11 protein-coding genes, 1 tRNA gene and 3 rRNA genes are annotated in these 21,669 nt (G+C 31.6%); all 15 read right to left on the bottom strand.

Annotation, left to right across the window (positions count from 1 at the left end):
• Positions 1 to 205 precede the first annotated feature (205 nt).
• Positions 206 to 2,227, bottom strand: coding sequence for an N-acetylmuramoyl-L-alanine amidase (locus ACTG48_RS05560; protein ID WP_479918347.1), 2,022 nt, complete (start codon positions 2,225 to 2,227; stop codon positions 206 to 208).
• A gap of 470 nt (positions 2,228 to 2,697) precedes the next feature.
• On the bottom strand, positions 2,698 to 4,716 hold the full coding sequence (locus ACTG48_RS05555; protein ID WP_479918346.1) for an N-acetylmuramoyl-L-alanine amidase: 2,019 nt from the start codon (positions 4,714 to 4,716) through the stop codon (positions 2,698 to 2,700).
• 261 nt (positions 4,717 to 4,977) lie between these two features.
• Positions 4,978 to 5,094, bottom strand: a 5S ribosomal RNA gene (gene rrf, locus ACTG48_RS05550).
• Positions 5,095 to 5,102: 8 nt separating this feature from the next.
• A tRNA-Gly gene (locus tag ACTG48_RS05545) sits at positions 5,103 to 5,176 on the bottom strand.
• Positions 5,177 to 5,266: 90 nt separating this feature from the next.
• Positions 5,267 to 8,164 (bottom strand): 23S ribosomal RNA (locus ACTG48_RS05540).
• 282 nt (positions 8,165 to 8,446) lie between these two features.
• A 16S ribosomal RNA gene (locus tag ACTG48_RS05535) occupies positions 8,447 to 9,949 on the bottom strand.
• The 16S, 23S and 5S rRNA genes sit together here with 1 tRNA gene alongside, the layout of an rRNA operon.
• Positions 9,950 to 10,190: 241 nt before the next feature.
• A complete protein-coding gene (locus ACTG48_RS05530) occupies positions 10,191 to 11,165 on the bottom strand; it encodes a glycoside hydrolase family 73 protein (RefSeq protein WP_021383792.1) in 975 nt (324 codons plus the stop codon).
• A 116-nt stretch (positions 11,166 to 11,281) separates the two neighbouring features.
• Complete coding sequence (gene wecB, locus ACTG48_RS05525; RefSeq protein WP_479918345.1) at positions 11,282 to 12,406, bottom strand: non-hydrolyzing UDP-N-acetylglucosamine 2-epimerase; 1,125 nt, start codon at positions 12,404 to 12,406, stop codon at positions 11,282 to 11,284.
• 60 nt (positions 12,407 to 12,466) lie between these two features.
• Positions 12,467 to 13,552: a glycoside hydrolase family 113 gene (locus ACTG48_RS05520; protein WP_479918344.1), complete on the bottom strand. Its 1,086-nt coding sequence runs from the start codon at positions 13,550 to 13,552 to the stop codon at positions 12,467 to 12,469.
• A 36-nt stretch (positions 13,553 to 13,588) separates the two neighbouring features.
• Positions 13,589 to 15,670 (bottom strand): cellulose biosynthesis cyclic di-GMP-binding regulatory protein BcsB, encoded by a 2,082-nt coding sequence (locus ACTG48_RS05515; protein ID WP_479918343.1) that lies wholly within the window; start codon positions 15,668 to 15,670, stop codon positions 13,589 to 13,591.
• Positions 15,671 to 15,692: 22 nt separating this feature from the next.
• Complete coding sequence (locus tag ACTG48_RS05510; RefSeq protein WP_479918342.1) at positions 15,693 to 16,949, bottom strand: glycosyltransferase family 2 protein; 1,257 nt, start codon at positions 16,947 to 16,949, stop codon at positions 15,693 to 15,695.
• A gap of 48 nt (positions 16,950 to 16,997) precedes the next feature.
• A complete protein-coding gene (locus ACTG48_RS05505) occupies positions 16,998 to 18,659 on the bottom strand; it encodes a DUF2334 domain-containing protein (RefSeq protein ID WP_479918341.1) in 1,662 nt (553 codons plus the stop codon).
• Complete coding sequence (locus ACTG48_RS05500) at positions 18,652 to 19,500, bottom strand: diguanylate cyclase domain-containing protein (protein WP_021383776.1); 849 nt, start codon at positions 19,498 to 19,500, stop codon at positions 18,652 to 18,654. Before ACTG48_RS05500 ends, ACTG48_RS05505 begins: the two co-directional genes overlap by 8 nt.
• A 355-nt stretch (positions 19,501 to 19,855) precedes the next feature.
• Positions 19,856 to 20,908 carry an ABC transporter substrate-binding protein gene (locus ACTG48_RS05495; RefSeq protein ID WP_479918340.1) on the bottom strand — a complete coding sequence of 351 codons (1,053 nt, stop codon included), beginning with the start codon at positions 20,906 to 20,908 and terminating at the stop codon, positions 19,856 to 19,858.
• Positions 20,908 to 21,582 carry an ABC transporter permease gene (locus ACTG48_RS05490; RefSeq protein ID WP_003432155.1) on the bottom strand — a complete coding sequence of 225 codons (675 nt, stop codon included), beginning with the start codon at positions 21,580 to 21,582 and terminating at the stop codon, positions 20,908 to 20,910. The genes ACTG48_RS05495 and ACTG48_RS05490 overlap by 1 nt, the downstream gene beginning before the upstream one ends.
• Between the last annotated feature and the right edge of the window lie 87 nt (positions 21,583 to 21,669).

Here is a 21,669-nt window from a genome sequence, read left to right as displayed (position 1 = left end):
TATATCATATTGTGTATTTTACAAAATACAATCAAATTATTGCATTTAACTACAAAAAAGACTATATATACATAGTCTTGCATTTATATATGCAACAATGTATATACAGTCTTTGATATTGATACACTTATATTTCATTTTATGACTTTAATGTCAATTTCCAATTATAGATTTACATTAAACTTTTAAATCTTTTTACTTATAATTACTTTAATGACTCTTCTATTCCTTTAGCTATTTGTGTACCCATTTCTTTTACTTTTGCTGGCGAGTTTATTAAACTCATATCACTTGCACTATCCAAAAAGGCACATTCTACAAGTACAGCTGGAATATTATTAGTTCTTAAAACATACAAATAGTCTTTTGTAGAGTCATCGTTTAAAGCTCTCGTTTTTATTCCTCTATTAGTAAGTTTAAACTTTTCTAAAATCCTATTTAATATATTTTTAGCTACCGTCTTAGTAGTTCCTCCATTTTTATCTTTAAGCTTATAAAACACTTCTACTCCATGACCTTTTCTATTATTATCACCATTATAGTGTATACTTGTAAATAAGTCTGGTTTAAGTGAGTTAGATAAAGCAGTTCTACTTCCAAGTGATACAGTTTTATCTGTATCTCTAGTCATAATTACATTTATACCTTTTGAACGTAAATATTCAGTAGTTGCAAGTGAAGTATTTAAATTGTAATCTTTTTCAATCATTCCTCCAAATGAATTTCCAGGTGCTGAACCACCATGCCCTGGGTCAATCATAACTGTCTTAGCACCATTATTACTTCCTGGGTCTGTTGGAGTTGTATTATGTTTAGATAGTGATGCTGCTATAGAATTCATTACATTAGAAGTCAATCCTCCGCCTATTTTATATACCTTATTAGCCGATTTAGCCTCTAAATTAGCTTTATGATATGCTGACACATATGTCTTTGGCGTTATAAGAATTGGTGACTTTAAACTAGCAGCTAATGGACCTGCTGCTAAAGCATCAACAAGTTCATCCGATTTAGCTACTAACATAGCTTCTAATTCGGCATCTGGATAGAATTTCTTTATTACATTTGCATTTGTTTCATGTCTATCTGCACCAGATACTCTATTATTAGTAACATTATCCTTAGTTATATCATTTACTTTATTTATAACATTTGTTGATATCATTTGAGGACCACCTATAAAATAAGCACTTTGTAAATCCTCACTCTCCAGCCATTGATATGTAATATTTGTAATACTATCTTTGTCAGCCACTATAATTGGTTGCTTATCTTGACCTGCTTTTGCTGCTATAGTAAGTGCATCTATTTCTCCACCATCCTTACCATTTGTTATATAAACTTTATCTACATCGTGATTTTTATCTATTTCTTTTGCTATCAATAGAGATGTCTCGTATCTATTAGAACCATTTAGACGAGTTTGATTAGAAGAATTTACAGCTGATTTTATCTGATTAACACTAGTTTTAGAAATAGAATTCTCATCTCCAACGATAATTATATCTTTAGGATTTAGACGTTTTAATTCTGCTTTTACACTATCAGGAACATTATTTTTTTCAACTAAAAGTATTGGTGCATTATATGTAGTTGCTAGTGGAGTTGATATAATCCCATCAATACTTACATCTCCATTTATTATAACTACCTTATCTGCACCATTTTTCCAACCTTCTTTACTTATTTTAACTGCTGTTTCATATCTATCACTTCCTGTAAGTTCTGTAATAGGTGCAGAAGTCTTTCTCAAGTATTTATTTACATCTTTTCTTGAAGTTATATCTTCAATTATACATTCCTGCGTTACATTATAGTCTTTTAAATTTAATCCCAGCTTCTCTAGGTCTTGTTTGTTTAAAGTCTTAGGATTATTTGCACTGTTTATTGTTATACCTTGTAGCTCCCAAACATTTTGATATTCTGGGTCTTTATTGTAATTGATAGTACCTTCGTATGCCCCAGTTGATTTGTTGTAATTTAGAGTTGTATCTAATGGCATGTCATAACATTTATATTTTAATGTAATACTATCTGCTTCTGGTTTTTCTTTAAATTTGACACTAACTTTTGATGTACTGCCTAAAACTATACTTTTTTTCTCTAAGCTTATATTTAAATCTGCATTATTTTCCATAGCATTAGATTCGGTAGCAAATGCCATTGTAGGTGCAACAATTGCCATTGAAAGAATTCCTGTTGTTAATAATTTTGTATTTCTTCTCATATCAATCTCCTTATTTAAAATAAATTTCTGACTTAGTCTTCTTAATTTTTTAATATGTCAAAGTGTATCTACCCAAAATTATAAATAATTTATAAATAAATTATAAAAATAAAATAATAAAAAAATAAATGTATTAAATACATTTATTTATCTTCACTATATCACTTATTGTGATAAAAATCCATAAAAATCCATAAAAAACAAATAATAACACATAATACCTTAATTTTCATCGTATTTTATAGACAAATATCACAACTTTTAATAGTTAATAATATTCTTTATATCTATGAATGTTTTTATATTATACTTAACTACAAAAGGCTATATATACACTTTTTTGCACTTATATGCAACAGTATATATATAGCCTTTCTTATTAATACAATTATATTTTATTTTGTAGATTTAGTCTAAGTTTAAGACCATAATTAATTTTATATTAAAACCTTTAATGATTCTCATTTAGACTATTTTAGCGACTCTTCTATACCTTTACCGATTTGTGTACCCATTTCTTTTACTTTACTTGATGTATTCAATAAACTCATATCTTTCTCATTGTCTAAAAATGCACATTCTACGAGTACTGCTGGCATATCATTTGTTCTTAAAACATATAAATAATCTTTTGTAGCATCAGTTGATAGTGCTCTCGTCTTAGCACCTCTGTTTTTTAGATTGAACTTTTCTAAAATTCTATTTAATATATTTGTAGCTAAAGTTTTAGTAGTTCCACCATTTTTATCTTCAAGTTTATAAAATACTTCCACACCATTTCCAGTTGTATCAGACGCATTATAGTGTATACTTGTAAATAAATCTGGTCTTAAAGAATTAGATAAAGCAGTTCTGTTTCCAAGTGATAGAGTTTTATCTGTGTCTCTAGTCATAATTACATTTATACCTTTTGAACGCAAATATTCAGTAGTCGCAAGTGAAGTATTTAAAGTATAATCTTTTTCTTTAATACCACCTAATGGTTTCCCTGTTGTACCACTATCTGAACCACCGTGTCCTGGGTCAATCATAACTGTCTTAGCACCATTATTATCTGGGTCTGCTGGAGTAGTATTGTGCTTAGATAATGATGCTGCTATAGAATTCATTACACTTGAAGTCAATCCTCCACCTATTTTATATACCTTATTAGCTGATTTAGCTTCTAAATTAGCTTTATGATATGCTGACACATATGTCTTTGGAGTTATAAGTATTGGAGATTTTAAATTAGCAGCTAATGGACCTGCTGCTAAAGCATCAACAAGTTCATCTGATTTAGCTACCAAAACAGCTTCTAATTCATCCTCTGTATAGAATTTTTTTATTACATTTGCATTTGTTTCATGTCTATCTGCTCCATATACTCTATTATTAGTAACGCTATCCTTAGTTATATCATTTACTTTATTTATAACATTTGTTGATATCATTTGAGGACCACCTATAAAATAAGCACTTTGTAAATCCTCACCCTCCAACCATTTATATGTATTATTTGTAATACTATCTTTATCAGTCAATATAATTGGTTGCTTATCTTGACCTGCTTTTGCTGCTATAGTAAGTGCATCTACTTCTCCACCAGTAGCATTCGTTATATAAACTTTATCTACATCATGATTTTTATCTATTTCTTTTGCTATCAATAGAGATGTTTCGTATCTGTTAGAACCGCTTAGACGTGTTTGACTAGCATTTACAGTTGATTTTATCTGATTAGCACTAGTTTTAGAAATAGAATTCTCATCTCCAATTATGATTACATCTTTAGGATTTAGACGTTTTAATTCTGATTTTACACTATCAGGCACATTATTTTTTTCAACCAAAAGTATTGGTGCATTATATGTAGTAGCTAGTGGAGTTGATATAATCCCATCAATACTTACATCTCCACTTATTATAATTACCTTATCTGAACCATTTTTCCAGCCTTCTTTACTTATTTTAACTGCGGTCTCATATCTATCACTTCCTGTAAGTTCTGTAATAGGTGCAGAAGTCTTTCTCAAGTATTTATTTACATCTTTTCTTGAAGTTATATCTTCAATTATACATTCTTGTGTTACATTATAGTCTTTTAAATTTAATCCTAGCTTCTCTAGGTCTTGTTTGTTTAAAGTCTTAGGATTATTTGCACTGTTTATTGTTATACCTTGTAGCTCCCAAACATTTTGATATTCTGGGTCTTTATTATAATTGATAGTTCCTTCATATGCTCCAGTTGATTGGTTGTAATTTATAGTCGTATCTAAGGGCATATCATAACATTTATATTTTAATGTAATACTATCTGCATCTGGCTTTTCTTTAAATTTAACACTAACTTTTGATGTACTGCCTAAAACTATACTTTTTTTCTCTAAGCTTATATTTAAATCTGCATTATTTTCCATAGCATTAGATTCAGTAGCAAATGCCATTGTCGGTGCAACAATTGCCATTGAAAGAATTCCTGTTGTTAATAATTTTGCATTTCTTCTCATATTAATCTCCTTACTTAATGTAAATTTCTATTTTGTTTTATAGATTTAGATTTTTAAAATATATCAAAGAGTATCTACCCAAAATTATAAATAATTATATAAAAAATAAACTTATAAAACACAAAAAATAAAAAAATTAAATATATCTAATATATTTAATTATATCCACTATATCATTTATTGCCAAAAAAATCTATAAAAGACAAATAAAAACATATAATAATTGTAGTTTTATTAAATTTTATACAACAAAAAAAGATTACGTGGCTACGTCCTACTCTCCCAGGCAGTTTCCCACCAAGTACCATCAGCGCTAGAGAGCTTAACTTCTGTGTTCGGAATGGGAACAGGTGTATCCTCTCTGCTATTGTAACCACATAATCTTTTGGAGCGGGTGAAGGGGATCGAACCCTCACAGCTGGCTTGGAAGGCCAGAACTCTACCATTGAGCTACACCCGCATTAAATTCTTATAAATTAGCAAAACTAATTTTCTAGAGTTAGCACTCTAAAAACTACACATATATTTTATTGAATGGACATCAAATAATTTGGTCAAGTCCTCGACCTATTAGTATCGATAAGCTAAATACATTGCTGCACTTACACCTTCGACCTATCAACCAGATAGTCTTTCTGGGGTCTTACCCTTGCGGTGGGAAATCTTATCTTGAAGTTGGCTTCGCGCTTAGATGCTTTCAGCGCTTATCCATTCCGTACATAGCTACCCAGCCATGCCCTTGGCAGAACAACTGGTACACCAGAGGTACGTCCATCCCGGTCCTCTCGTACTAAGGACAGGTCTTCTCAAATTTCCTACGCCTGCGACGGATAGGGACCGAACTGTCTCACGACGTTCTGAACCCAGCTCGCGTACCACTTTAATGGGCGAACAGCCCAACCCTTGGGACCTACTACAGCCCCAGGATGTGATGAGCCGACATCGAGGTGCCAAACCTCCCCGTCGATGTGGACTCTTGGGGGAGATAAGCCTGTTATCCCCAGGGTAGCTTTTATCCGTTGAGCGATGGCCCTTCCACGCAGAACCACCGGATCACTAAGTCCGATTTTCATCCTTGCTCGACCTGTATGTCTTGCAATCAAGCTCTCTTTTGCCTTTACACTCTACGTACGATTTCCGACCGTACTGAGAGAACCTTTGAGCGCCTCCGTTACCTTTTGGGAGGCGACCGCCCCAGTCAAACTGCCCACCTGACAGTGTCCCAAGACCAGATTCATGGCCTATGGTTAGAGTCCCAGTACTACAAGGGTGGTATCCCAAGGATGGCTCCGCCAAAACTGGCGTCCTGGTTTCAAAGCCTCCCACCTATCCTGTACATGTAGTACCAAGACCCAATGTCAAGCTACAGTAAAGCTCCATGGGGTCTTTCCGTCCTGTCGCAGGTATCCGGCATCTTCACCGGAATTACAATTTCACCGAGTCTGTTGTTGAGACAGTGCCCAAATCGTTACGCCTTTCGTGCGGGTCGGAACTTACCCGACAAGGAATTTCGCTACCTTAGGACCGTTATAGTTACGGCCGCCGTTTACTGGGGCTTAAGTTCACTGCTTCGATTACTCTAACAGATCCCCTTAACCTTCCAGCACCGGGCAGGCGTCAGCTCCTATACATCGTCTTGCGACTTAGCAGAAACCTATGTTTTTGGTAAACAGTCGCTTGGGCCTATTCTCTGCGGCCACCGGATGGTGGCACCCCTTATCCCTAAGTTACGGGGTCATTTTGCCGAGTTCCTTAACAACAGTTCTCTCGCGGGCCTTAGGATACTCTCCTCACCCACCTGTGTCGGTTTGCGGTACGGGTACCTTTAACCTCGATAGAGACTTTTCTTGACAGTGTGAAATCAGCTACTTCGCTACTAAATTTCGCTCCCCATCACATCCCAGCATTATCAAAGCGGATTTACCTACTCTGACTGCCTCAATGCTTGGGCACACATAACCAACAGTGTGCTTAGCTTATCCTACTGTGTCATCCCATCTCTCAAACGGTTATCGGTAGTACAGGAATATCAACCTGTTGTCCATCACCTACGCCTTTCGGCCTCAGCTTAGGTCCCGACTAACCCAGGGCGGACGAACCTTCCCCTGGAAACCTTGGGTTTACGGCCTGTGGGATTCTCACCCACATCTCGCTACTCATGCCAACATTCTCACTCCCATACTGTCCACATGTCCTTACGGTCATGCTTCAACCCGTATGGGAAGCTCCCCTACCCATCATAATGATGCCGTAGCTTCGGTAGTAAGTTTTAGCCCCGGAAATCTTCGGCGCAGGATCACTCGACCAGTGAGCTATTACGCACTCTTTGAATGAGTGGCTGCTTCTAAGCCAACATCCTGGTTGTCTGTGCAATCCCACATCCTTTACCACTTAACTTACATTTAGGGACCTTAGCTGACGATCTGGGCTGTTGCCCTTTCGACTATGAATCTTATCACCCACAGTCTGACTCCCAAGTATAAGATGACGGCATTCGGAGTTTGATAGTCTTCGGTAGGTGCAATACCCCCTAGGACATTCAGTGCTCTACCTCCGTATCTCTCACCTTGAGGCTAGCCCTAAAGCTATTTCGGGGAGAACCAGCTATCTCCGGGCTCGATTGGAATTTCACCGCTACCCACAAGTCATCCCCGAGCTTTTCAACGCTCGTGGGTTCGGACCTCCACGAAATTTTACTTTCGCTTCATCCTGCTCATGGGTAGGTCGCCCGGTTTCGGGTCTACGTCAAGTAACTGAACGCTCAGTTAAAACTCGCTTTCGCTACGGCTCCACACCTTAAGTGCTTAACCTTGCTACTTAACGTAACTCGTTGGCCCGTTCTACAAAAAGTACGCGGTCACACAAGAAATGTGCTTCCACAGCTTGTAAGTGCAGGGTTTCAGGTTCTATTTCACTCCCCTCCCGGGGTTCTTTTCACCTTTCCCTCACGGTACTATACGCTATCGGTCACTAGGTAGTATTTAGCCTTGGAGGGTGGTCCCTCCTGCTTCCCACAGGGTTTCACGTGTCCCGTGGTACTCTGGATCATACCTAAAGAATTATTATTTTGACTACAGGATTATTACCTTCTATGATGAGTCTTTCCAAACTTCTTCGTCTATAATGACCTCTTATATATGGTATGTCCACAACCCCAGTAAAGAAAACTTTATTGGTTTGGGCTCATCCGCGTTCGCTCGCCGCTACTTACGGAATCGAATTTCTTTCTCTTCCTTCAGGTACTTAGATGTTTCAGTTCCCTGAGTTCCCCTCATTAAGCTATGTATTCACTTAATGATACTTAGACATTACTCTAAGTGAGTTTCCTCATTCGGAAATCTTCGGATCAAAGTTTACGTGCAACTCCCCGAAGCTTATCGCAGCTTATCACGTCCTTCATCGGCTCCTAGTGCCAAGGCATCCGCCCTGCACCCTTAATAACTTGACCAGTTAAAAAGGTTTGATAGATTAAAGTCTATCAACTTGATAATTTTTAAAAGTTATCAACTTTATATATTACAAATTAGATGTCATATCACTAAATATATATGCAGTTTTCAAAGTGCTAACGCACAACGCCAACGGATAAATCCCGTTGCTTAAAGTGCTAACGCACGTCGCCAACAAACAAACTTCGCATGCGCTCAGTTTATTCTGTTGCTTAAAGTGCTAATTTTGAGTATTCGTAAAAACGAACCCTCAAAATTAAACAGTAGGTAATTCTCCTTAGAAAGGAGGTGATCCAGCCGCACCTTCCGATACGGCTACCTTGTTACGACTTCACCCCAGTTATTGATTCCACCTTCGACGACTTCTTCCAAAAGGTTAGATAATCGGCTTCGGGCGTCTCCAACTCCCGTGGTGTGACGGGCGGTGTGTACAAGACCCGGGAACGCATTCACCGCAGCATTCTGATCTGCGATTACTAGTAACTCCAGCTTCATGTAGGCGAGTTTCAGCCTACAATCCGAACTGAGAGTAGCTTTAAGGGATTAGCTCCACCTTACGGCTTGGCAACCCTCTGTACTACCCATTGTAGCACGTGTGTAGCCCTAAGCATAAGGGGCATGATGATTTGACGTCATCCCCACCTTCCTCCAGGTTATCCCTGGCAGTCTCTCTAGAGTGCCCAACTTAATGATGGCAACTAAAGACAAGGGTTGCGCTCGTTGCGGGACTTAACCCAACATCTCACGACACGAGCTGACGACAACCATGCACCACCTGTCACCAATGTCCCCGAAGGGAAGTCTCCGATTAAGGAGATGTCATTGGGATGTCAAGCTTAGGTAAGGTTCTTCGCGTTGCTTCGAATTAAACCACATGCTCCGCTACTTGTGCGGGTCCCCGTCAATTCCTTTGAGTTTCACTCTTGCGAGCGTACTTCCCAGGCGGAGTACTTAATGCGTTAGCTGCGGCACCGAGGGGGGTAACCCCCGACACCTAGTACTCATCGTTTACAGCGTGGACTACCAGGGTATCTAATCCTGTTTGCTCCCCACGCTTTCGTGCCTCAGCGTCAGTTACAGTCCAGAGAGCCGCCTTCGCAACTGGTGTTCCTCCTAATATCTACGCATTTCACCGCTACACTAGGAATTCCACTCTCCTCTCCTGCACTCAAGTCTCCCAGTTTCAAGAGCTTACTACGGTTGAGCCGTAGCCTTTCACTCCTGACTTGAAAGACCGCCTACGCACCCTTTACGCCCAGTAAATCCGGATAACGCTAGCCCCCTACGTATTACCGCGGCTGCTGGCACGTAGTTAGCCGGGGCTTCCTCCTCAAGTACCGTCATTATCTTCCTTGAGGACAGAGTTTTACGACCCGAAGGCCTTCATCACTCACGCGGCGTTGCTGCATCAGGCTTTCGCCCATTGTGCAATATTCCCCACTGCTGCCTCCCGTAGGAGTTTGGACCGTGTCTCAGTTCCAATGTGGCCGATCACCCTCTCAGGTCGGCTACTGATCGTCGCCTTGGTAAGCCGTTACCTTACCAACTAGCTAATCAGACGCGGGTCCATCCTGTACTGGCTCACCTTTGATATTTAAGAGATGCCTCTCAAATATGTTATCCCGTATTAGCATACCTTTCGGTATGTTATCCGTGTGTACAGGGTAGGTTACCCACGCGTTACTCACCCGTCCGCCGCTCTTTACCGAAGTAAATCGCTCAACTTGCATGTGTTAGGCACGCCGCCAGCGTTCATCCTGAGCCAGGATCAAACTCTCAAATAAAAGTTTATCAGGCTCAGATACTATTGTTATCAAAATATCTGGCTTTATGGTTTGTTTCTTGTTTTATAAATTAACCTACTGTTTAATTTTCAAAGTTCATTTTGTTCTCTTTCGAGTACAGTAATAATAATATCACCTTTTAAATAACAAGTCAATACATTTTTTTAGTTTTTTTTACAAATTTTCTATTCTTTTGTAGAAACTAATATTATCCTGTTATGACTTTGTATGAAGTTAATAATTACTTTGTTTCTACTTTATTATCTATAAGTTGCAAATTGTAACTTCTAATGACTTCTATTAATAGTTCTGCATATATGCGATTTCCTTTTTTATCTTCAGCTGTACTATATCCTGCATTTTCCAATGCTTGTGCTTGACTGATATAATCTTTTGCTTCAAATAAACCATGTTTTCTATATCTTTTATTATTAACTAAAAATAAACTATGGTCTTTAACAGAATCTTGTATTGAATTATATGACCTGAAATTTGCTACAATTTTATCATTATAGTTTTCTGAAGTTGAAATTTCTACCTTTTTTCCTTTCCATGCTTTATCTGCTTTTATTCCAAATAAATTGTTGCTCTGTTTTGTGAGTTTAGAATTTCCCCATCCAGATTCTAATATAGCTTGTCCTATTGTGATAGATGGCAGTATTCCATAGTCAATGTATTCTCTTATAGCTGAGTCTTCTAATTTTTTTATAAACTTAATTTTTTCATCACTATTATTTAATTCTTTATTTCCAAGATATGTGTATTCTAAATCCTTCATATATTTTTTTGCTCTACCTTTTTGAGAAGAGTCAAATTTCAGTTCACTTAATACTTTAGTGAATTTTTTTACCTTATACACTTTCTCTCCTTTATCGTTTTTATCCTCTACTATAAATCTTTCACCTATATTCAATGTGTCTTTCTTTTTTATATTACTTAAATCTTCATTATGTATTACCATATCTATAGCAAGCAACGCCTTCCAACTTAATTGAACTTTCCCATCACCAGCTTCATCAGCTACATCCATATAGTATTCAATTTTAGTACTTTTTATATCTCTTACTTTATATAATTCCTCAAAATATTTTGTTATGTTAAAAACAGCAATTATACTTGCTATTATGCATACAGTAATAAAAATTTTTTTAAATAGAAGCTTTATTCTCTTTACACTTTTATTTCTACCTAAGTTTTTTATGGTTTTTCTACCCATATTACTCCCCCTTAAAAATGGTATTCCTTATGTTATCACAAATTTTATATAAATGGATAATAGTTTTAACCTTTTCCACTATAAATTCTATAAATTTTATATTAAATAACTAAAAACTAATTTAAATATTTGTAATTAAATTTTTTCATTATTATGTCCACTATATATTTACTTGCATTTCCATCCCCATATGGATTAGATGCTTTACTCATCTGAATATAGCTCCCTTTATTTACTAATAAATTACTTACTGAATTATATATTTTCTCTTCATTTGTACCTACTAATTTAAGTGTCTTAGCCTCAATCCCCTCAGTTCTTTCTGTTTTATCACGCAATACAAGAACTGGTTTACCTAATGATGGAGCTTCTTCTTGTATTCCTCCACTATCAGTCATTATCATATATGCTTTATTTAAAAAATTATGAAAATCAACTACTTCTAAAGGCTCTATAATATGAATTCTGTTAGGTGATTTTCCAAATACTTCATCAGCTATATTACGTATTTCAGGATTTAAATGTATGGGATATACTATCTGTACATCTTCAAAGCTATCTACTATTCGTTTTACAGCTTTGAATATATTTTTCATAGGATTTCCTAAGTTTTCTCTTCTGTGAGAAGTTAATAAAATCATCCTATCATTACCAATCTTATCAATTATAGGATGATTGTAGTCTTCTTTTATTGTCATCTTTAACGCATCAATTGCAGTATTACCAGTTACAAATATATTATTTTTAGGCTTTCCTTCAGAAATTAAGTTTTTTCTAGCCAAACTAGTAGGAGCAAAGTGTATATCAGCAATAATACCTGTAAGTTGTCTATTTAATTCCTCTGGAAATGGAGAATATTTATCATAGGTTCTAAGTCCAGCTTCTATGTGACCAACAAAAATTTTACTATAAAATGCAGTCAAACTAGTAGCTAGAGTTGTGGTTGTATCTCCATGCACTAATATTATATTTGGATTTTCCTTATTTATAATTAATGGAAGTTCATTTAAAATTTTGCATGTTATATCGTTTAAACTTTGTCCTTTTTTCATTATATCCAAATCATAGTCTACATTTATGTTAAATGTCTCTATAACTTGGTCAAGCATTTCTCTATGTTGAGCTGTAACACACACAATACTTTTTATATGCTCTCTTTCTTCAAGTTCTTTTATCAAAGGTGCCACTTTGATAGCTTCAGGTCTAGTACCAAACACAGTCATAACCTTGATGTCATTCATTTGTATCTCTCCTAATCATCCATTTTAATTTATGCAAATACTAATATTTACATAATAAAACTATTCATACCAAGACTTAATAATCTTTATACTCTCCTTTGATGGGTAAAAATTTTTTTCTTCATCTATTTTACCTACACAAAACACAGAAAAGCCCTTTATCCAATCTTCATTTTCAAAAACCTTTTTATATGCCTCAAAGCACCTTGCTTGCTCTTCACCATTTATAACTTTTGAAGGAATATGATTCCAAGGTTGAGAACTCGCATTTTCTCTATTTGAAAAACCTAGTTCTCCAAAAAATATTGGTTTTCTATGAACCTTATAAAGATTATATATTTCTTCTTTTATATTTTGTCCTCTATTATTTACAGTAGATGAATATAGTGCAGAAACCAATTCATCCACTGTATTAACAGATTTATTACTTAATTCAAAATATGTTGCTATAGATATAAAATCTAATTTATCAAAAAAGTTATTATTTAGCTTTTCTTCATAAGACAATTTACTATTTAAATCATCTTTTTTTGTATACCACCAATTAGTCCTGTATGTTATAAGACCATCAAATTTTGATTGTACAAAATCTATTATCTCACTCCAATTTTTCTGATATTCCTCTAAATGTACAAAATTAGAACCTATATTCAAAACATTTACATCTAGAGGATTTGCCACATCTATTATAAGTTCATTTAATATAGTATTTTGCCATGTATAAAAAAATCTTTCTTTATTTCTAGGATTCCAGTCAGTCTCATATAACTTGCCATTTTCTATCCATGGATATGCTTCTAATATTGTTGAAACACCTTTTTTATTTAGTTTTTTTATCAACTTAATTGCTTTTTCTTTACTGGTATTATCTATTGACATAATATCAGAATTAATTTCATCTACATTTATAATTATAGGTACATTTACTGTATTCAATCCTAGTTTATCTATATCCTTCATAACTTGCTTTATTTCATAGTCTACAGATAAATTGGCTGATTTAATCTTACCATTATATTGATTCTTTATTAAACTTTTTTCTTTTAATTCTATGCTTATAAAGTAAATTATAAATATAAAAATTAAAACCATCACTGAGATTAAAACATTTCTTTTTAATTTAAATTTATTTACATGTTTATTCAAATTATATACCTCTTTTAAAATAATAGATTTATCATTTTATCTTCTTTTATACTTTTTTATATATAACATTGACAATACTGCTCCTACAATTATAATAATAAAAGAAATCATTAAAAATACTTTAGTAGTCTTACTAATACTGATGTTACTGTTTGAATCTTTTACTTCCTTATTAATTTTTAAATTATAAGCTAAATCTTCTACCTCTCCATATTCATCAACTGTTAATGTATCTCCTTTTAAATCATTAACTTTACTTTTATTCAATAAATAATCCATACCTAAATATAAATTTTTTTCATTTATTGAACTAATTGCCATGATATCCTTTTGATTATTATAAGGTGATTTTATTAATTGAATTGCACAAATATTTTTTCCATAATTATCAATAAAACTTATCTTATCATTTGATAAAAAGTTGGAGTAACTTTTATTAAACTTTATGTTTAAATTATTGTTTAACATCTTTATAACAGAATTATTAAATGGTACTCCAAAAACTATAATATTGGTATCCTTATATTTCTCATTAAATTCTTTTCCTCTAATTACATTTATATTTCCTTTATATGAATTTATATTTGCACCTAAATTAACCCCTAATCTAGACATCCAAGTCATAGCTTGTGAACCTGAATAATCTGGCATTATCACAGTTAAGTCATTAAACTCATCATCTTTAACAAATGGATATGGATAACTTTCAAAGGACAAAGCCTCATTTTCTTTTGTAGATAACTCCAAATAAGAACTATTTAATACATATGCCCAAGGATTATTACTTTCTCTTGTAATACAATTCGAATTTTTTATACTCAAATTAAAAGCTAACTTAACTTGATAGTAATTTTTATTATCTATATCTTTAGGTATTTTTAGTTCTAACTTATCATTATTAGAATGTGACCTATCCAATTTTTTACTTCCCACAACAACATCATTTATAGACACTGTAAGCAACGATTTTTCAAAGTCCAAATTATCAGAGTACCTTAAATTTAATACAATTTTTGAACCATTATCTAATACTTTGCCCTTTGGTATTTTAACATCAAACAAAGCTTGTTGACTAAATGCACCTTCTAACAAAAAATCTGAATATCCTAAATCTTTTAATGTCAAATGAGCTAAGTTTAGTTCTTGTTGTTCATTAATTTTTATATTAGTATCTTCATTTACAAGTACTGATGACGATAGCACTTTACTAGAAATTTTATTTTCTACTAATAAATTTGATGCTTTTATTAAATAATCTTCATTACTACCAATTATCACCATCATCTTTTTATTCTTATTGTAAGGTGAATCTACTTGCTTAATTATGCAATTTGAAGATAAGAGGGTTTGTTCTTTTGTACTTAAAATATTCAAAATTTCTTCTGCTGTATTTTCAGGTTTACCTATATATATAATATTATCTTCTGACCAATTTTTCATTTCTGAAAATAGTTTAACATCAAGTCTTAAATCATCATTTTGTGTTATTTTTCCAAATTCTGAAGCTAGATTGAATACAGCTGTGGATTCTCCTCTAGTCATATTGTCTGGAACTACTATAGTTGTATCTAAGTTAAGCTTATCTTCAATTTCTGCATATGGATATGGATATTCATTTATCGAATTTCCCATATTTTTCTGCTTATATCTAATTGATGTATATGATTCTTTATGAATAACCATCCAATTTCCAGTATTAGAATCATCCTGACAAATTTCATCAGATATTGTTTTATATGCTTTTATTTTTATTTCATTATAACCTTCTATTATATAATCTTTTGGTACTAGTACTTCTAGTGTATTTTTATAATTTGTTTTAGTATTTAATTTAATAGATTTTATTGGTACATTATTTATTAAAACAGTTAAACTTGAAACATCTCCATTTAATATTTGACTTTTACTAAAACTAAGATGTAATAAAACTTCCTCAATATCCCAATTTTTATTTACCTCAAAAAAAGTACTATTACTTCCTATAACACCATCAATAGTGATGTCTCTTTCAAACTTATAGTTTTTAACTTTCGTCTCATCAGCCTTTACTTCATCTACAATTGCTATATTTGAAAAAAACAATACTAGAGATATAATTGATATAATAAATTTTTTCATGCTAGTTCCTCCTGTACATGAATCAAAATCTTTCTGTTTTATACCATTTAACTTCTCTTTTAAAAATTATATCTTTTAAATACTCTATCATTCCTTTTATAGCTACAAATAGCCATAATTGAGAGTATGTAAAATACATGATTGCAACTATGAATATATTTTCAAATGTTGATTCACCTTTTTCTATACTCAGACTTATACTCACCTCTATGATAAATAAAAGATATGATAGTATCCATATTAGAAAAAAGTTAATTGGAATTGAAATCTCTATTAGTTTAGATATACTTAAAACAAATAAAATATCTGATATGATGACAGATGTTAAGAATAAAAAATATACAGAAAAAAAGTATGCTATATCAAATACAATTTTATTTTTTCCCTGTTTAAATATATTTTTTATATATTTCATTAAGACATATATATTACCCTTTGCCCATCTGGTACGTTGCTTTATCCATACCTTAACAGTTTCTGGTTCTTGTTCCCATGTTATAGACTGTGGTACAAGCTTTATCTTATACCCCAAGTTATATATCCTAAAGCTAATTTCTGTATCTTCTGCAATTGCTTTACTATCCCATCCTCCAATTTCTTCTATGATACTTTTTCTCAATATAAAGTTAGTTCCTGGTATTGTACACAGATTAAATAATTGCCATCTACCAGCTTGTGACATCCATTGAAAGCTTAGCGTTTCTATGTTTATGAATTTTGTTAATAGATTTTTATTTTTATTTCGAGTTCTAAATTTTCCAATAACAGCACCTAATTCATCGTCCATTACTATTGTTTGTATTAAATATCTAAGTGCATTTCTGTCCGGTGTGTTATCTGCATCATAAACAGCTATAAACTCTCCTTTAGAAATGGTATATCCAATATTCAATGCATTTGATTTTCCTTTTCCTCCAGTTAAATTATCTGTATTTATTATGGTAAAATTATAATTATTATACTTATTTTTTATGCTTTCTAAAATTTCTTTACTATTATCAGATGAGTTATCATTTATAACAATAAGTTCCATTTTATCCTTAGGATAATTAAGTAATAGTAAAGATTCCACAGTTTTACCTATTACTTTAGCTTCATTATGAGCAGGAACAAGTATTGATACCATAGGATATTCATCAATTTTTTTTACTTCTTTATCAATATTTTTAAAATAAAATATATAACCACCCATAGCTAAAATAATATTTATAAGCAATAAAGACCATATACTAAATAAACTAAATATAAATAAATACTCTGATATATTTAAATCTCTCATAAATTTCTCCTAAAAGTTTTTAAAACATTGATTCTAATATAAAATCACTTATTTTAAAAATTTCTTTTTATCTATTTTTTTAAAATATATAAATATAATCACAAATGTTAAAACACTTACAGATACTATTAATATCAAAATTTTGCTAATATTGGATATGGACTTAAATTTAATATCACTTTCAGTATTTTCTTCTAATTTTCTATCATAAGTTACTCTAATTTCATCTCCAACATTTCTTATTTGTATTTCGTCGACTTTTACCCAATTATCAAAATCTCTTAAATCCATAAAATCTATATCTTGTTTTTCTAGATATTCTATTGCGTATTTTAAATACTCTATATCTAAATATGAATGAAAAAAGAATCCTCCACTAAAACCTCTAACAATAGATATTTTATCTAAATTTTCTTTTATATTTTGAAAAGTAAAATTATCTTTTGGGTCTATATATCCTAAATTTTCAGGTATAAGTATATTAAACTCTTCTGTATCCCGAATAACATAAGGATATGTATTTGTACTAAATTTTTTATCATTATTTTGATGTTGACCTACATAAGTAGAAAAATATTTTTTTAACTCTCTGTATCCTTCCGATTCTATTGCATAATGTGGTGCTTCAAACGCAAGAGGATAAATTCCATTTTCTATGCATATTCTAAGGCCACTCAACACCCTATTTTTTACAAATACTTTCATGTCTTCCTTTAAAGGTGCATCCCTTTCTCCATCCCAAAATTCGTACCCTTCTCCAGAAACTGCTTCTTTTTTATATTGATGAGTATATCCATGTAATATCACTGTACCCCCCTTATCTTGCATATATTTTATTGCTTTGACAATCTCAGGGCTTTCTGATAAAGTAGTTATTTTATGATTCTTAGGATTTACATAAGCTGGTATCAGTGCAATTGTAAATGGTATATTCTTATCACTTAAATAATCAGCTATCTTTACAAGGTCTTCTGGGTCTCTGAAAGCATGTACATCTTCTATTCTTACAAATAGACTTCCCTTATCAAACTCTTTAATATTAAAAATATCGTTCAATGAATCACAGAATATATAAAATAAAACACCATCCAAATCCAATTTTGATACATAGAAAAGATTTTTATCATTTATTATATATGGATACTTGTTTAATGTATCATCAATCCTTCCTATCACTTTATTACTTGTATCTTTTGATTTTATAAGGTTAAATAAATAGTGTTCATTCAAATTGTATGATTTCCCCTTATAATTTACATTAACTATATTATTTGTTTTTCCCAAATACTCTAAATTATACTTTTTATATTCCAAAAGATTTTCTATACCATACCCTAACCAACATATATTGCCTTTATATGAATCCAATGAGCTAAGTAAATATTTAGTTTTTTTGTCATTACTATATGAATTTTCATTAATTCCTATAATAAACACATGACTATAATAATTTTTATTTATTTCATCATCATAGTTACTTAATTTTAATGATTCAATATCTGAACTAAATCTTCCCAATAGAGTCCTCATAATTTTTAAAATATCTCTATTGTAAGCTGTTTCTTTCTTAGAATCATATATGATTAAGACCTTATTTTTATTAGAAGTAATTTCTGATGCATATGAAGATAGGTTAAAATTTAATATTATTAATACTATTGATAATATCATTACTAGTCTTGATAAACTCTTATTAAATATTTTAAACATCGTATTGTAGTTCCTCTTCAACCATATTCTTAAAATTTATACTATCTCCAAAGCTGTCTTTATACTCTAAAAATGCAATTTTAATGTCTATATTTACATACTTTCCTTTATTGTTTAAATCTAAATTTAGTTCTCTTATCCTTTTATTTATTCTGTCTTTAACAACTTTTGAGCCTTCCAGAGATGTATTTGGCATTAATATTCCTATCATATCTTTTTGTAAACTATAGATTATATCCTCATTTCTTGTACAGTCTATAATACTAGAACTGATATGTTTTACTATTTTATTAGTTTTATTTTCTCCAAATATTGTCTGTAGATTTCCGTAGTATGGCAATTTTACTATCATAAGAGAAAAATTAGTATTATGTCTAGTAGATTTACTTATCTCCATATTTACATCATTATAAAAAATCTTTAAATTTCTAAGTCCAGTTTCTCTATCAATAGTCACTAATTCTTTATATTGTTCAGATAACTTTATGTTCGTATCTTGTAATTCATTTATATTTTTATTTAAAGTACCTATTATAATTGAAGATATAGGTATTGCTATTATCCACATATATGATATAAATTCAACATCTATATTATGAGTAATATTGTTATATAAAATATAGGATGTATATATAAATATAGTTATCGAACTTGTTATCAATCCTACTACTGAGTTTGATAAATAAGTTAACATTATTATGAAAAAAATTACTGCAAGCATTATAAATACATTCAATTTATTTTCTGTTCTAATAGATAATATTACTATTCCAACAATTAAAAACATAAAAACTAGTAAACTCAATATTAATAAATCTATTTTTTTATTTATCCTATTCATTTTTATAAATTTACACCTCCAATTATTCTATTAAGTTGCCCATTTTTTCTAATTATTATTAAAGTCATTATACAAATAAGCTTTTCACTTACTTAATTCTTATTTAAATTGTATGTGAACATAGTTTAATAAAAAAACAAGCAAACACTTGACATTAAAGTCATATATTTGCTTGTTTTTATGAGTGTTATTACAAAACTAGTAATCAACTAAACTTATTGAATTTTAAATTATTATAAAAATAAATTCAAAAAAAGTATATAATATGAGCAAAAAATAAAACTGTTCAATAATTAGAAAATTAATTTCTAAAAAGAACAGTTTTATTAAGTAAATATAATTAATCACCAAAACTCTATTTTGACTTTAATTCTATCCAAGCCTTATCATATAACTTTATGTTTTCACCAATATCTTCAAAAGTCTCACATTTACTAAGTACTTCTTTAGACGGATATGCAACAGGATTATTAGTTATTTCTGGGTCTAATAATTTTAGTGCTCCTGTATTAGGTGTCGAATATCCAATATACTCAGCATTTATTTTTGCATTTTCTGGGTCTAATAAAAAGTTTATAAACAATTCAGCTTCTTTTTTATTTTGTGCAGTTGTAGGTACACACATAGCATCTACCCATTTATTAGTACCTTCTTTAGGTATAGCATAATCAAGGTCAGGGTTTTGGTCCATCAATGTAACTGCATCTCCAGAATACAACATACCCATTGCTACTTCTCCACCAAGTAGTCTATCCTTACCTTCATCATTTACATAGGCTAATACCAAGTCTTTTTGTTTCATTAAAAGATTTTTCGCTTCATTTATTTCTTTTGGATTTACACTATTCATACTATATCCTAATTTTTTAAGAGTTATTCCTATAGTATCTCTAACAGAATCAAACATCATTATATTGCCCTTATACTTTGGATTCCAAAGTATATTCCAGCTATCTATAGGTTCTTTAACTTCTTTTTTATTGTACAATATTCCAAGAGTTCCCCACATATATGCAACACTATATTCATTAGTTTCATCGTATACAGGATTTAAAAAACTCTTATCTAAATACTTCATATTAGGTATATTTTTAAAATCTAGCTTTTCCAAAAGACCTTCATTTTTCATTTTTTCTACCATATAGTCTGAAGGAAAGACTAAATCGTAGTGTGTACTACCACTCTTTACTTTTTGATACATCATTTCATTAGTATCATAAGTCGAATATTGAACATCTATTCCCGTTTCTTCTTCAAACTTATCTATAAGAGATTCATCTATATAATCTCCAACATTATATACATTTAAAACTTTTGTAGAATCAGTTGCTTTATTACATCCTGTAAATAGAGTAACTGTCATCACACCTACAGCTATAAGGGCTATTACTTTTTTAAACTTAATCATTATTTAGTCCCCCTTACTATAGATTCTTTTTTGTTAGCTAATAAAAGTAATCCTAAAACCACTGCAAACATTATTGTTGATAATGCATTTATTTCAGGTTTTATACCTCTTCTAGCCATTCCATAGATTTCTATAGAAAGATTACTTACACCATTTCCAGCATTAAAGAAACTTATTATAAAGTCATCTATTGACATAGTAAATGCAATTAAAAATCCAGAAACTATACCTGGCTTTATTTGTGGTAAAATTACCTTTCTAAGAGCATATATAGGTGTTGCTCCTAAGTCCATAGCTGCATCTTCTATATTATCAGGCAATTGCTTCATTTTTGGTAAAACTGAAAGTATAACGTATGGCAAACAAAACATTATATGTGCCAATAGCATTGTTGTAAATCCAAATTCCATTTTTACAAATACAAACAGACTCATAAGAGCTACTGCTGTAACTATCTCTGTATTTAAAATAGGAAGATAGTTTACATTTAGTATTAGTTTTTTGCTCTTACCTCTCATCTTATGTATTCCTATAGCACTTATAGTTCCTACTATTGTAGATATTACAGATGCTAATATAGCTATTACGATAGTATAATATAAAGCACTCATTATACTCTCATTTTGAAGTAATTGACCATACCACTTCCATGTAAATCCATTCCATCTTGCCATTGATTTTGAATCATTGAAAGAGAATAGTACTAAGGCAAATATGGGTGCATATAAAAACAAGAATACTAATGCTAAATATATATTAGA

The organism is Clostridioides sp. LIBA-6822 (assembly GCF_056688955.1).
The sequence above is the reverse complement of the archived record's forward strand: the minus strand, read 5'-3'. Positions and strand labels throughout refer to the sequence as shown.

Coding starts and splice junctions, on each gene's coding strand:
- ACTG48_RS05560 (WP_479918347.1), bottom strand. CDS start 2,227: ATGAGAAGAAATACAAAATTATTAACAACAGGAATTCTTTCAATGGCA.
- ACTG48_RS05555 (WP_479918346.1), bottom strand. CDS start 4,716: ATGAGAAGAAATGCAAAATTATTAACAACAGGAATTCTTTCAATGGCA.
- ACTG48_RS05530 (WP_021383792.1), bottom strand. CDS start 11,165: ATGGGTAGAAAAACCATAAAAAACTTAGGTAGAAATAAAAGTGTAAAG.
- wecB (WP_479918345.1), bottom strand. CDS start 12,406: ATGAATGACATCAAGGTTATGACTGTGTTTGGTACTAGACCTGAAGCT.
- ACTG48_RS05515 (WP_479918343.1), bottom strand. CDS start 15,670: ATGAAAAAATTTATTATATCAATTATATCTCTAGTATTGTTTTTTTCA.
- ACTG48_RS05510 (WP_479918342.1), bottom strand. CDS start 16,949: ATGAGAGATTTAAATATATCAGAGTATTTATTTATATTTAGTTTATTT.
- ACTG48_RS05505 (WP_479918341.1), bottom strand. CDS start 18,659: ATGTTTAAAATATTTAATAAGAGTTTATCAAGACTAGTAATGATATTA.
- ACTG48_RS05500 (WP_021383776.1), bottom strand. CDS start 19,500: ATGAATAGGATAAATAAAAAAATAGATTTATTAATATTGAGTTTACTA.
- ACTG48_RS05495 (WP_479918340.1), bottom strand. CDS start 20,908: ATGATTAAGTTTAAAAAAGTAATAGCCCTTATAGCTGTAGGTGTGATG.
- ACTG48_RS05490 (WP_003432155.1), bottom strand. CDS start 21,582: ATGGCAAGATGGAATGGATTTACATGGAAGTGGTATGGTCAATTACTT.